Source organism: Kitasatospora sp. NPDC023385 (assembly GCF_055664045.1).
The window spans coordinates 1-13,630 of sequence record NZ_JBVOOL010000047.1; the positions used below are offsets into that span (position 1 = coordinate 1).

At 75.2% G+C, this 13,630-nt stretch carries 8 protein-coding genes; 5 read left to right on the forward strand and 3 right to left on the reverse strand.

The window, feature by feature from the left end; translation table 11 throughout:
* The 3 genes from AC0B61_RS35520 to AC0B61_RS35530 form a co-directional block, all read left to right on the forward strand.
* Window positions 1-3,608: thioester reductase domain-containing protein (locus AC0B61_RS35520; RefSeq protein ID WP_471746416.1), on the forward strand; the 3,608-nt coding region annotated here is incomplete at its 5' end.
* Window positions 3,609-3,662: 54 nt separating this feature from the next.
* Entirely contained in the window at window positions 3,663-5,297 is a 1,635-nt protein-coding gene (locus AC0B61_RS35525) for an HAL/PAL/TAL family ammonia-lyase (protein ID WP_471746418.1), read from the forward strand.
* Window positions 5,294-7,141, forward strand: a complete 1,848-nt coding sequence (locus AC0B61_RS35530; RefSeq protein WP_471746420.1) for an AMP-binding protein — start codon at window positions 5,294-5,296, stop codon at window positions 7,139-7,141. Before AC0B61_RS35525 ends, AC0B61_RS35530 begins: the two co-directional genes overlap by 4 nt.
* 126 nt (window positions 7,142-7,267) lie before the next feature.
* Here AC0B61_RS35530 and AC0B61_RS35535 read toward each other — a convergent pair whose 3' ends face one another.
* The 3 genes from AC0B61_RS35535 to AC0B61_RS35545 all read right to left on the reverse strand — a co-directional run bounded on the left by AC0B61_RS35535 (window position 7,268) and on the right by AC0B61_RS35545 (window position 11,914).
* Window positions 7,268-10,087: a BTAD domain-containing putative transcriptional regulator gene (locus tag AC0B61_RS35535; RefSeq protein WP_471746422.1), complete on the reverse strand. Its 2,820-nt coding sequence runs from the start codon at window positions 10,085-10,087 to the stop codon at window positions 7,268-7,270.
* Window positions 10,084-10,878: an AfsR/SARP family transcriptional regulator gene (locus AC0B61_RS35540; protein ID WP_471746424.1), complete on the reverse strand. Its 795-nt coding sequence runs from the start codon at window positions 10,876-10,878 to the stop codon at window positions 10,084-10,086. The genes AC0B61_RS35535 and AC0B61_RS35540 overlap by 4 nt, the downstream gene beginning before the upstream one ends.
* A 604-nt stretch (window positions 10,879-11,482) precedes the next feature.
* Entirely contained in the window at window positions 11,483-11,914 is a 432-nt protein-coding gene (locus AC0B61_RS35545; RefSeq protein WP_471746425.1) for an arsenate reductase ArsC, read from the reverse strand.
* 117 nt (window positions 11,915-12,031) lie between these two features.
* On the opposite strand from AC0B61_RS35545, the gene AC0B61_RS35550 reads away from it, so the two are divergent.
* Window positions 12,032-12,364, forward strand: coding sequence for an ArsR/SmtB family transcription factor (locus AC0B61_RS35550; protein WP_471746427.1), 333 nt, complete (start codon window positions 12,032-12,034; stop codon window positions 12,362-12,364).
* A complete protein-coding gene (gene arsB / locus AC0B61_RS35555; RefSeq protein WP_471746465.1) occupies window positions 12,355-13,470 on the forward strand; it encodes an ACR3 family arsenite efflux transporter in 1,116 nt (371 codons plus the stop codon). Before AC0B61_RS35550 ends, arsB begins: the two co-directional genes overlap by 10 nt.
* Window positions 13,471-13,630: the final 160 nt, after the last annotated feature.

Consider the following 13,630-nt stretch of genomic DNA (forward strand, 5'->3'; position numbering starts at 1 on the left):
GGGGCGTGCCGGTCGACTGGCAGGCGTTCTTCGAGGGCCGGGGCGGTCGTGTCACGGCGTTGCCCACGTACGCCTTCGACCACCAGCACTACTGGCGCGGCCGCCAGAGCGGCCCCGACCGCTCCACCACCGGACACCCGCTCCTCACCTCGGTGGTCGAGGACCCGGACACCGGCCGGGTCACGCTCACCGGGCGGCTCACCCGCGACCTGCCCCTCGACGGCGTCTGGCTCGAGCTGGCGTTGCGCGCCGCCGACGAGGTCGACTGCACCACCGTCGACACCCTCGTGGTCGACGCGACCGCGGCTCCGGACGGCGCCGACACCACCCACCTCCTGGTCGCCGTCGACCCGCCCGGCGCCGACGGTCGCCGCGCGGTACGCCTCCACGGGCGGGCCGGCGAGGACCGCGCCTGGACCCGCTACGCGCACGGCGTGCTCAGCCCCGCGGCCGGCCCCCTCCACGAGGTCGCCCCCGGCGCCGCAGCCCCCGGCGCCGCAGCCCCCGGCGCCGCAGCCCCCGGCGCCGCTGCCCCCGGCGCCGCTGCCCCCGGACCTGCTGCCCTCGCCGGCCCGGAAGTCGACGTGGCCGACGACGAGGCCGAGCGCTACGTCCTGCACCCCGCGCTGTCGGCCGCTGCGGCCGGGCCCCGGCCCGTACGCAGCTGGCACGGCGTACGGGTCCACCGCAGCGGCGTCGCAAGGATCCGGGTCGCGCCGGCCCCGGCGGGCGGCCCCGCGCTGGTGCTCGCCGACCCGGCCGGGCAGACCGTCGCCACCGTGGACGGGATCGTCCACGGCGAGCCGCCGTCGGCCCGCACCGCCGAGGACCTGTACCGCCTCACCTGGACGCCGGTGGTCCTGCCCGCCGCCGACGGTCCGGCCCCGCAGGCCGAACTCGTCACCGGCGGACAGGACTTGGCCCGCGTCCTGGACGTGGCGCAGCGGGCCCTCGCGGCCGGCTCCGACGGCCCGCCGCTGGTCGTGGTGACCCGGGGCGCGGTGTCGGTCGACGGGGAGGCGCCCTCGGACGCGGCCGCCGTCTGGGGCCTGGTGCGCTCCGCGCAGTCCGAGCACCCCGGCCGGTTCGTCCTCGTCGACGCCGACCCAGCCGACCCAGCCGACCCAGCCGACCCAGCCGACCCGGCCGACCCCTCCGGCCCCGCCGACCGAGCTGACCCCACCGATCCCGCCGCCCCCGCCACCCCGACCCTCCCGCCGGCCCTCCTGGCCGCGATCGTGGCCGCCGGCCTCCCGCAGGTCGCGGTGCGCGACGGCCGCGTCCTGGTGCCGAGGCTCGCCCCGGCCCCGGCGGCCGCCGGCACCGCCGGGTGGCCGTCCGACGGCACGGTGCTGGTCACCGGTGGCACCGGCGCGCTCGGTGCCGTGGTCGCCCGGCACCTGGCCGCCGCCCACGGGGTGCGGCACCTGGTGCTGACCAGCCGCAGCGGCCCGGGCGCGCCCGGTGCCGCCCGACTGGTCGACGAGCTGGCCGCGCTGGGCGCCCGCGCCGTGGTCGAGTCCTGTGACGTCGGCGACCGCGCGGCCCTGGCGGCACTGCTCGACCGGCTGCCGGCCGACCGGCCGCTGCGCGCCGTGGTGCACGCCGCCGGCACGCTCGACGACGGCGCGTTCACCGCGCTCGGCCCCCGGCGCCTGGAGACGGTGCTGCGCGCGAAGGCCGACGCCGCCCGCCATCTCGACGAGCTGACCCGGGGCCACGACCTGACGGCGTTCGTCCTGTTCTCCTCGGTCGCCGGCGTCTTCGGCGGCCCCGGGCAGGCCAACTACGCCGCCGCCAACGCGGCCCTGGACGGGCTGGCCCAGCGCCGCGCCGCGGCCGGCCTGCCCGCCGTCTCGGTGGCCTGGGGGCCGTGGGACCTCGACGGCGGGGGCATGGCCGCCTCGGCCGACCTGCGCCGGGTGGCCCGCGAGGGCTTCGGAGCGATCCCGGCCGCGCACGGCATGGCGCTGCTGGACACGGCCGTCGCGAGCGGCGCGCCCCTGCTGGTCGCCTGCCCGCTGGACCTGGACGTCGTACGGGCGCAGGCCCCGGTGCCGCACCTGCTGCGGGCGCTGGCCAAGCGGGGCGACCGCCGCCGGCCGGCGCAGGCCGGTGCCCGGGTGGTCCCGGCCGAGGACCTGGTCGCGCTGCCGGCCGCCGACCGGCAGGCCCGGGTGCTGGACCTGGTGCGCGCCCGGATCGCCGCCCTGCTGGGCCTCGACGGCCCGTCCGCCGTCCGGGTCGACGCGCCGCTGCCCGAGCTGGGCTTCGACTCGCTCACCTCCGTCCAGCTGCGCAACGGGCTCGACGCCGCCACCGGCCTGCGGCTGCCGCCCACCGTGGTCTTCGACCACCCCACCGCGCGGGCCCTCGCCGACCGGATCCTGCGGGAACTGCTGCCCGCCGCACCGGAGCACGCCGACGGCGCTGACCCCGCCGGGCCCCGCCTCGCCGGGGACGTGGTCCTGCCCGACGACATCCGGCCCGCCGCGACGGTCGTCCCGGTCGCCGAGGACCCGCGGGAGGTGCTGCTGACCGGCGCCACCGGCTTCGTGGGCGCGTTCCTGCTGCGCGAGCTGATGCGGGGGACGGACGCGGTGGTGCGCTGCCTGGTCCGCGGGGCGGACGCGGCCGACGCCCGGGAGCGGCTGACCGCGAACCTGCGCTGGTACGGGCTCCTGGACGAGGTCGACCCGGACCGGCTGGACGTACTGGCCGCAGACCTCGCCGCGCCGCTGCTGGGCCTCTCCCCGGAGGTGTTCGACGGCCTGGCCCGCTCGGTCGACCTGGTCGTCCACGGCGCCGCCCAGGTCAACTGGCTCCAGCCGTACGCGGCGCTGCGGGCGGCCAACGTCGGCGGGACGACGGAGCTGCTGCGGCTCGCGGCCCGGCACCGCACCGTCCCGCTGCACTACCTGTCCACCACCGGGGTGTTCGCGCGGCCGGTGACGGCCGGGGTGCCGCTGCGCCCGGACGACCCGACCGGGCCGCCCGAGGAACTGCGGACGGGCTACACCCGCAGCAAGTGGGTGGCCGAGCAGGTCGTCGGCCTGGCCCGGGAGCGCGGACTGCCGGTGACCGTCCACCGGGTCGACCTGGTCTCCGGCGACCAGCGCAGCGGCGCCTGCCAGACCCGGGACTTCGTCTGGCTGAGCGTCAAGGGCCTCCTCCAGGCCGGCGCCTACCCGGCCGGCCTCGGCGGCGGCTTCCAACTCGTGCCGGTGGACTACGTCAGCGCCGCCGTGGTCGCCCTCACCCGCCGCCCGGACGCGGCGGGCCGCACCTTCCACCTGTCCGGCCGCGCCCCGGTGACCTTCGCCGAGATCGTCGGCCACCTGCGCTCGTTCGGCCGCGACCTGGCCGAACTGGACCCGGCGGCTTGGCGCGAGAAGGTCACCGCCGACCCCGACAACGCGCTCCTGCCGCTGCTGGAGTCCTTCGAAGCGGTCTCCGGCGCCCGGGCCACCGACGTGTACCTCCCGATCGACAGCTCGCTGACCGACGCGGCGCTCGCGGAGACCGGCATCGTCCGGCCCGCGCCGACCCGGGAGCTGTTCCGCACCTACCACGACTTCTTCACCCGGACCGGCTACTTCCCGCAGTGACGCGGTGAACCAGGCCCACGTCCCGCAGCAGCACGGCAAGGAAAGAGGACTGACATGCCCATCTCCGGCGACAGGCGCACGAGCCTGCCCGAAGTACTGCTCGACGGCCACGGGCTCGCCCTGGAGGACATCGTCTCCATCGCCCGGGATCCGGACGGCCGGACCGTCGCCCTGGCCGCCGGAGCGGCGGAGGCGATCGCCGCCTCCAACGCGCTCAAGCACCGGCTGCTCGACTCCGGCACCCCGATCTACGGGGTGACCTCCGGCTTCGGCGACAGCAGCACCCGGCACGTCTCCAAGCGCAAGACCGCGCTGCTCCAGCAGAACCTGATCCGCTTCCTGTCCTCGGGCAGCGGCCCGCAGGCCCGCGCCGACGTCGTGCGCGCCACACTGACGGTCCGGGCCAACTGCCTGGCGCGCGGCGTCTCCGGGGTGCGACCGGAGCTGGTCGCGGCGCTGATCGACCTGCTGAACGCGGACATCCTGCCGCAGATCCCGGAGCGCGGCTCGGTCGGCGCCAGCGGCGACCTGGTGCCGCTGAGCTACCTCGCCGCCGCGCTCACCGGCCAGGGCACGGTCACCCACCAGGGCCGCTCCAAACCGGCCGCCGAGGCCCTCGCGGACTGCGGCCTGACGCCGTTCACGCTGGAGGCCAAGGAGGGGCTGGCCCTCGTCAACGGCACCTCGTTCATGTCCGGCTTCGCCGTCCTCGCCCTCTCCGACGCCCGGGAGCTGGCCCACGCGGCCGACCTGTGCACCGCGCTCACCAGCCAGGTCCTGCTCGGCAACCCGGCCCACTTCGCCCCCTTCCTGTTCGAGGCGAAGCCGTACCCGGGCATGGTGGACAGCGCCGCGACCATCCGGGCGTTCCTCGGCGACGGCGCCGGCACCGACCTGGGCACCCTCCACCCCGACGCCGACTTCGCCGAACTGGAACGGCCCGTCCAGGACCGCTACTCGGTACGGTGCGCGCCGCACGTCACCGGCGTCCTGCGGGACACCGCCGACTGGGCCCACCGGCTGCTCGCCGTCGAGGTCAACTCGGCCAACGACAACCCGCTGTTCGACGTCGCCACCGGCACGGTCGGCAGCGGCGGCAACTTCTACGGCGGCCACGTCGCCCAGGCGATGGACGCCCTCAAGACGGCGGTGGCCGGCGTCGGCGACCTGCTGGACCGGCAACTGGCCCTGGTCGTCGACGAGAAGTTCAACAACGGCCTGACCCCGAACCTGATACCGCTGGTCGGACCGGAGGACTTCGAAGCCGGGCTCTTCCACGGCTTCAAGGGCATGCAGATCACCGCTTCGGCGCTGACCGCCGAAGCGCTCAAGTGGACCATGCCCGCGGCGTCGTTCTCCCGCTCGACCGAGGCGCACAACCAGGACAAGGTCAGCATGGGCACCATCGCGGCCCGCGACGCCCGCTCGGTGGTCGAACTGGTCCAGCGGATCGCGGCCATCCACCTCATCGCGCTGTGCCAGGCGGCCGACCTGCGCGGCCTCGACGAACTCAGCCCGCCGACCCGGGCCGCGCACGACGCGGTGCGCGAGGTCTGCGCGTTCCTGGACGGCGACCGGCCGCTGGACACCGACATCGAACGGGTGGCCGAGCTGATCCACTCGGGCGCCCTGCGCGGCGTCGTCGAACCGCACACCCGGAAGGCCGAGCGGACCGGGGCGGACCGGTGAGCCCGCAGGTGGCCGCCCACGCCCGGGTGATCGGCCGGCAACGGGCCGACGGCAGCTGGCTGCTGCGCGTCGCCGAGCCGCTGGGGGAACACCCGCCGACCCTCGCCGACACGCTGCTGGACTGGGCGGCCCGCCGCCCCGACGCGGTGCTGGCCGCGGAACGGGACGGCGACGGCTGGCGGACCCTGACCTACGCCCCGGCGGCGGAGGCCGCCACGGCACTGGGCCAGGCCTACCTGGACCGGGACCTCGGCCCCCGGCGGCCGGTGCTGCTGCTCTCCGGAAACTCCCTGGACCACCTGCTGCTCACCCTCGCCGGCTACCTCACCGGGGTGCCGGTGGTGCCGGTGAGCGCGGCGTACTCGCTGCGCAGCACCGACCACGGCCGACTGCGGGCGATCGCCGAACTCGTCCGCCCGGGGCTGGTGTTCGCCGAGGACGGCGAACGCTACCGCGCGGCCCTGGCCGCCGTCACCGCCCTGCACACCGTCGCCAACGGCGGTACGCCCGCCCCGGTCCAGGCGCCCGCGACCGTGGTCTCCCGCCGCCCCGGCCCGGCGGACCTGACCGTGGCGGCGCTGCGCGCCACGCCGGTCACCCCGGCCGTGCGGCGGGCCCACGAGGCCCTGACCCCGGACTCGGTGGCGAAGATCCTCTTCACCTCGGGATCGACCGGCACCCCCAAGGGCGTGCTCAACACCCACCGGATGCTCTGCGCCAACCAGCAGATGATCCGGCAGATCTGGCCCTTCGTCGCCACCGAGCCGCCGGTGCTCACCGACTGGCTGCCGTGGAGCCACACCTTCGGCGGCAACCACAACCTGCACCTGGCCCTGTGCAACGGCGGCACCCTGTACATCGACGACGGCTCACCGCTGCCCGGCGGCTTCGACCGCACCGTCGAGGCGCTGCGCCAGGTGCCGCCCAGCATCTGCGTCAACGTGCCGGCCGGCTACGCCCTGCTCGCCGAGCGGCTGGAGAACGACCCGCCGCTGGCCGAGCGGGTCCTGTCACGGGCCCGGCTCCTCGTCTACGCCGGCGCCGACCTGCCGGACGCCCTGCGGGAGCGGCTGCGCGCGCTGGCCCGCAAGGCGACCGGCCGGGAGGTCGAGCTGGTGTCGTCCTGGGGCGCGACGGAGACCGGGCCGGCCGCCACCTCGACGTACGGCGGCGTCCGCGAGGGCATCGGCATCCCGCTGCCGGGCGTCGAACTGAAGCTGGTGCCGGTCGGCGGCTGCGTCGAACTGCGGGTACGGGGAGCCTCGTTGACCCCCGGCTACCTGGGCGCCGACCTCGGCGGCGAGCTCGACGAGGAGGGGTACTACCGCACCGGCGACGCCGCCCGGCTGCTCGACCTGGGCGGCGATCCGAGCCGAGGGCTGCGGTTCGACGGCCGGACCGCCGAGAACTTCAAGATCACCAACGGCACCTGGGTGCTGGCCGGCCGGCTGCGCAACGCGCTGCTGTCGGCCGCCGGCGTACTGTCCGACGTCGTGCTGACCGGCGGCGGCCGACCCTACGTGGCGGCGATCGGCTGGCTGTCGCTGGGCCGCGCCAACGACCTGCTCGGCACCCGCGCGACCGACGCGGCCGAACTGCTCCGCCACGAGGAGCTGCACCGCCACCTGGCCGGGGCGCTGGCCACGCTGAACGCCGGCGCGGGCGCCGCCTCCCGGGTCGAACGGCTGGTGCTGGTCGCCGAACCGCCCAGCCTGGACGGCGGCGAGCTCACCGACAAGGGCTACCTCAACCAGCGGGTGGTGGTCGACCGGCGCGGCGCGGCCGTCGAGCTGCTCTACGCCGACGAGCCCGAGCCGGGGCGGGTGATCGTCGCCCGGTACTGACCCCGCCGCGTCCACCCGCCTGCCGCCTGCCGCCTGCCGCCTGCCGCCTGCCGCCTGCCGCCTGCCGAGCGCGCCCGCCTGCCTCGTTCGCCCGCGACCGGCGACGGGCCGCCGGGCGGGCCCCGCTCAGGTGCCCAGCCGCCGCAGCGCGGCCCGCAGCCGCAGCAGCTCGGGTGCCACCGGGCGCGGCCCGTCCGGGATCCGCGCGTGCCCGGTCCAGCCCGCCACCGCGGCCCGCTTCGCGATCCGCCGGCCCTGCGGGAGCCGCGCGTACGCCACCTCGCCCAGCAGCGGCTGCCGGAACGCGAAGCGGCTGGTGCCGTCGGTGTCCGCCGGCGCCGGCGCCAGGATGCCGATCCGGGCGAGCGTGTCCAGCGCCCCGCTCACGTCGTCCGTCCGCTCCCGCCGCAGGGCCGCCACCGCGTCCGGCCGGATGCCGCCCCCGAGTACCGCGGCGTCCTGGAGCACCGCCTTGAGGTTCGCGGGCAAGGCGTCCAGGCGGGCCGCCAGCACCCGGCGCACCGCCGACGGCACCTCCCCCAGGGCGCCGTGCCGGGGCGTCGGCTCGGCGCCGAGCCGACGCAGGGCCAGCCGGAGGAACTCCGTCACGAACAGCGGGTTCCCGTCGGCCAGCGCGGTCACCGACTCGACCAGCTCGCACACCAGCCCCGGCGCCACGTCCTGGCGGCGCGCCGCGATGACGGTCCGCGCCAGCCGGGCGACGGCGGTGTCGGACAGGGGCGCCAGCTCGACGGTGGTGAGCGCTCCCACGGCCCCCCGCCAACCGGGCCGCCGCGCGAACAGTTCCGGACGCGCCGTGGCGACCACCATCAGCCGGGACCGGCCGGGCGAGGCGAGCAGCAGGTCGACGGCGTCGAGCAGGGACTCGTCCGCCGAGTGCAGGTCGTCCACCACCAGCACCACCGGCCGTTCGACGGCCAGCCGCTCCAGCAGGGTGTGCCAGGCGGCGGTCACCTCGTCCGGCCCGGCGCTCCGCTCGTGGTCCGGCACGTGCCCGAGCGGGACCACCAGGCGCTCGAACAGCCACCGTGCCTCGGCGGGGTCCGCCGCGACCCGGGTGACCGTCTCCCAGAGCCGGGTCCGCGCGGTCTCCGGCGGGTCGTCCGGCCGGATGCCGCAGCCCGCCGAGAGGTCCTCGGCCACGAACCGCAGGGGGCTGTCGTCGACGGCGCACGGCACGACGTGCGCCAGCAGCGGCCGCGCCGCCGCACCCGGCCGCGCCGCCAGGCGCTCGAACTCGTCGATCATGGCGCTCTTGCCCAGCCCGGCCTCGCCCACCACGAGCACCACGCGCGGACCGGCCGGGTCGGCCGGGTCGGCGTCGAGCAGGCCCGTCAGGGCCCCGACCGCCTCGGACCGCTCCAGCGCGGGGAACCCCTCGTCGCGCACGCCGTTGGGCCGCAGTCCGGTGACCGTCCAGTACGCCGAGTGGACGGAGGCCCGCCGGTAGTCGATCCAGTTGTCGGTCTGCTCCCGGGCCGACTCGCTGACCCAGATCTCGTCGCGCGGCACCAGCGGCAGCAGGGACAGCGGCCGGTCCAGGGTCGCGCCGGTCACCGAGGGTGAACCGGGCGCGCCCGGGATGAACCGGACCAGCGCCTCACCGGTGTCGATCGCGGCCCGCAGCCCCAGCCGGTCGGTGGCCGACCGCTCGGAGCGCACCCGGTGCCGTACCGCGAGCGCCATCAGCACAGCCCGCATCGCCTCGTTGCTGCGGATCCGCCGGGCGCCGAAGACCACGAGCCAGGAGGAGCCGATCCGCGCCGCGACGGTGCCGCCGAACCGCTGCGCCGCGGACCGCACGATCCCGTCCAGCGCGGTCATCACCGCGTCCAGGTGCTCCGGGTCGCCGGCCGGGTGCTCGGCGGGCACCGAGGCGTTGATCAGTGCGACGGTGACCTCCCGGCGCTCCTGCACCGGGTCCGCGCCCTCGGGGGCCGTGTCCGCCTGTACCGCCTGCGCTGCCTGCACCGCCTGCACCGCCTGCACCGCCTGCACCGCCTGCACCGCCTGCACCGCCTGCACCGCCTGTACCGCCGGCACCGGCGCCCCGGGCGGCACCGGTGCGGGCGGGCCCCCGGCCGGCGGCGTGCAGGTGAGCCGGGCGGTGCCGGGCAGCGGCGTGTACTGCAGCGTCGGGTCGTCGGTGAGGATGGCCTGCTGGACGCTCTGCAGGTCCCGCCCGGGGTCCAGCCCCAGCTCCTCCGCCAGGTGGGACCGGACCGAGCGGTAGACGCCGAGCGCGTCGGACGGCCGCCCGCCGCGGTGCAGAGCCAGCATCAGCTGCCCGGCGAGCCGTTCCCGGCGCGGGTGCGCCCGGCTCAGCTCCTGGAGCTCCGGCAGCACCGCCAGGTGCCGGCCCAGGGCGAGTTCGGCGTCGAAGTGCTCCTCCAGTACGTCCAGCCGTGCGGTCGCGACCGCCGTCAGCTCGGACCACGCCAGCCCCACGCCCGCCTCGGCGAGGTCGCAGAGCGCCGGTCCGCGCCACAGGTCCAGGGCCTCGCGCCAGCACTGGGAGGCCGCCGCCACCGCGCCGTCGCGCATCCGGGCCCGGCCCGCCGCCACCAGCTCCTGGAAGTGGTGCAGGTCGATCGCGCGCGGCTCGACCTCCAGGACGTAGCCGGGGGCGCGGGAGCGCAGCACCGGCGTGCCGGGGTCGGGGTGCCGGGCGTCGGCCCCGAGCAGGCTCCGCAGCTGCCACACGGCGTTCTGCACCATCTTGCGGGCCGAGGACGGCGTCGGGCCGTCCCACAGTGCGGAGACCAGCCGGCTGGTGGCGGTCACCCGGTTGTGCCGCAGCAGGAGGTAGCCGAGCACCGCCCGCTGGTTGAGTCCGTTGAGGGGCTGCGGGGCGTCGTGCCGCAGGACCTCCAGCGGCCCCAGCACGTTGAACCGCAGCTCGTGGGGGTAGCCGCCGGGCGTCATGCTGCCAGCCGCAGGGCCGCGTCCGCCTCGTCCAGCTCCGGCGCGTGGCTGAGGACGGCCTGTTCCAGGGCGCGGGAGCGCGGGCTGGGGGCCGGGCGGCCCCGCTCCGCCAGGGCGGACCTGACGCGGCGGTAGACGTCCAGGGCGTCCGCCTGGCGTCCGCTGCGGTACAGCGCGACCATCTGCAGCCGGCAGAGCCGCTCACGGGTCGGCTTGGCCGTGGTGGCGGCGCCCAGCTCGGCGACCACCTCGCGGTGGCGTCCCAGCATCAGGTCGGCCACCACCCGGTCCTCCAGGGCGCTCCAGCGCGCCTCGCGCAGGGCCGTCAGCTCGGGCCAGTCGACGCCCGCCTCGACGAGGTCGGCGAGGGCGTCCCCGCGCCACAGCGCCAGCGACTCCCGCAGCGCGGCGGAGGCGTCCTCCCAGGAGCGGTCGGCGAGCGCCCGCGAGGCGCGGTTCACCAGCTCCCGGTGCCGGCCGTAGTCGAGTTGCTCCGGCGCGAGGTGGAGCACGTAGCCCCGGGGCTCGGTGCGCAGGTCGAGCCGGGCGCCGTCGTGGGGCTCGCGCCCCGCCCGTATGCGCCGCAGTCCGGACACGGCGTTCTGCACGATCTTCCGGGCCGTGGTGGGCTCGTCCGTCCCCCACAGGGCGGAGACCAGCCGTGCCGCGCTGACCGGAGTGTTGGCGTGCAGCACCAGGAATGCCAGGGCGGTGCGCTGCCGGATCCCGCCGAGCGCCACGTTTTCACCCTTGTGGGCCGCGCTGAGCGGTCCGAGAACACTGAATTGCACGGAACTTCCCGTTCTGGTCGACCTGCAATTGCCGGAGAGCGCCGCGCGATCCGTGCAGGATGGATTCGTTGCACCTGATCGTGACGTCACCTCAGGGAACGGCCGAGGGGAAGCGGGTTCACGGAGGGGAGGTCGGTGTTAGTTACTCCGAAGTAGCAATATGTGTCTTTCTTGTGCCCATGACCTGGTCAAACAGTCGGGCCGTCGAGCTCTCACCAGTCGGATCGTAAGGGAAGGAAGGGCCTACGGAACAGGATTGACTTGAAATCAGCCCTCGGCCGGATATTTTGCGTCGTCATCGGCCCGGGCGGATTGAATGCTTCCTTCTCGTGGTCGCGGTGCAACACAATGGCCGGGACACCCGGCCGACATGCTGCGGCAACAATTATTCCGGTTTCACGTGCCGTTTGCGGATGGCTCGATAGGCGCGCTCCGTCCGGGCCCGAACCGGTACGTGGCGGGTGGTCGCCACCGCCGCCCGGCCCCCGTCCCCGGCGACGCACGGCTACGCAGGCCGGAGGTCATCCGGCCTGCGTAGCCGCGGAGGGGTCACGCCACGGGCGTGAGTTCGCGTCGGTCCTCGCCGAAGTCGCCGGCGGCGACGTCAGCCCTCCTGTCCTGCGACGGCCTTGGCGTCGATCTCGGCGATCAGGCCCTCGATCAGGCCCCTGATCTCGTCGCGGATCGGGCGCACGGCCTCCACGCCCTGGCCCGCCGGGTCGTCCAGCTTCCAGTCCAGGTACTTCCTGCCGGGGAAGTACGGGCACGCGTCGCCGCAGCCCATGGTGATGACGTAGTCCGACGCCTGGACCGCCTCGGTCGAGAGCACCTTGGGCTTCTGGTCGGAGATGTCGATGCCGAGCTCGGCCATCGCGGCGACGGCCGACGGGTTGACCCGGTCGCCGGGAGTGGAGCCCGCCGAGCGGACCTCGACGCGGTCGCCGGCGAGGTGCCGCAGGAAGCCGGCGGCCATCTGCGAGCGGCCCGCGTTGTGGATGCAGACGAACAGGACGGACGCGGCGGGGGAGGTGGTCATCTCGCTCTTCCTCACGAAGGGGTGCTGCGCCGGGGCTGCTGCGCCGCAGGCTGTTCGCGCTGGTGTTTCGCGGCACGGGCTTGGAACTGCCGCCGACATCGACTAACGTATCACCGCATGGTGATGTCAGTCGACAGTGACGTGAATGGCGCAGTAGACCTGCTGAAGGCCGTGGCCGACCCGCTGAGGATGCGGATCCTCGTGCTGCTCGCCCGCGAGGCCCTGTGCACCACCCACCTCGTCGAGGAGACCGGCGCCAGACAGACGAACCTGTCCAACCACCTCAAGATCCTCCGCGAGGCCGGCGTCGTCGACACCGAGCCCTGCGGCCGCTTCACCTACTACAAGCTCCGCCCCGAAGCCCTGGACACCCTGGCCGGCCTCCTGGGCGACCTCGCCTCCACCGCCCGCGCCACCGCGTGTGCCGACACGAAAAGGGCCTGCCCGTGACCGCGACGAAGACCATCCCCGCCCCGGACACCGCCGGGGCGGGCCTGGTGGGCAAGCTCTCCTTCCTGGACCGCTTCCTCGCGGTGTGGATCCTGCTCGCCATGGGCCTCGGCATCGGTCTCGGCCGCCTGGTCCCCGGTCTGAACGACGCCCTCGCCAAGGTCGAGGTCGGCGGCGTCTCGCTCCCCATCGCCGTCGGCCTGCTGGTCATGATGTACCCGGTGCTCGCGAAGGTCCGCTACGACCGCCTGCACACCGTCACCGGCGACAAGAGGCTGATGGTCTCGTCCCTGGTGGTCAACTGGGTGCTCGGCCCCGCGGTGATGTTCGCGCTCGCGTGGATCTTCCTGCCGGACCTGCCCGAGTACCGCACCGGTCTGATCATCGTCGGCCTGGCCCGCTGCATCGCCATGGTCATCATCTGGAACGACCTGGCCTGCGGTGACCGTGAAGCCGCCGCCGTGCTGGTCGCCCTGAACTCCGTCTTCCAGGTGATCGCGTTCGGCCTGCTCGGCTGGTTCTACCTCGACATCCTGCCCGGCTGGCTCGGCCTGCAGCAGGACGACCTGCACTTCTCCGTCGCCAAGATCGTCGTCAACGTCCTGATCTTCCTCGGCATCCCGCTGCTGGCCGGCTCCCTGACCCGCCGCTTCGGCGAGCAGAAGCTGGGCCGCGGACGCTACGAGACCAGTTTCCTGCCGAAGATCGGCCCCTGGGCGCTGTACGGCCTGCTGTTCACGATCGTGATCCTCTTCGCCCTCCAGGGGAAGACCATCACCGACCGGCCCGGCGACGTCGCCCGGATCGCGCTGCCGCTGCTCGCCTACTTCGCGATCATGTGGTTCGGCACCTTCGCCCTCGGCAAGGGCGTCGGCCTCGCCTACGACCGCACCGCCACCCTGGCGTTCACCGCGGCGGGCAACAACTTCGAGCTGGCCATCGCGGTCGCCATCGCCACCTTCGGCGTCACCTCCGGCCAGGCCCTGTCCGGTGTCGTCGGCCCGCTCATCGAGGTGCCCGTCCTGATCGCCCTGGTCCACGTCTCGCTGGCCTGGCGCAGGAAGTTCACCGCCACGGCCACCCCGGCCGTGAAGAGCACGAGGTGAACTGCCCCAGCCGCACACCGGAGTTCGTGCCCGCGCCCACTGCCGGCATCCGTCGGCAGCACGGCTCGGGCCCCTGCCCCGCCCGCGCGCCGTACCGCCCGGCGCACCAACCTCGCCGCCTCCACCGTCGCCGGCATCCTGTGGACCACCGTCTCCCCGT

Bases quoted from the DNA above. Each gene is read 5' to 3' on its own strand.
- AC0B61_RS35525 (WP_471746418.1), top strand. From the start codon at position 3,663: ATGCCCATCTCCGGCGACAGGCGCACGAGCCTGCCCGAAGTACTGCTC.
- AC0B61_RS35535 (WP_471746422.1), bottom strand. From the start codon at position 10,087: ATGACGCCCGGCGGCTACCCCCACGAGCTGCGGTTCAACGTGCTGGGG.
- AC0B61_RS35545 (WP_471746425.1), bottom strand. From the start codon at position 11,914: ATGACCACCTCCCCCGCCGCGTCCGTCCTGTTCGTCTGCATCCACAAC.
- AC0B61_RS35550 (WP_471746427.1), top strand. From the start codon at position 12,032: ATGGTGATGTCAGTCGACAGTGACGTGAATGGCGCAGTAGACCTGCTG.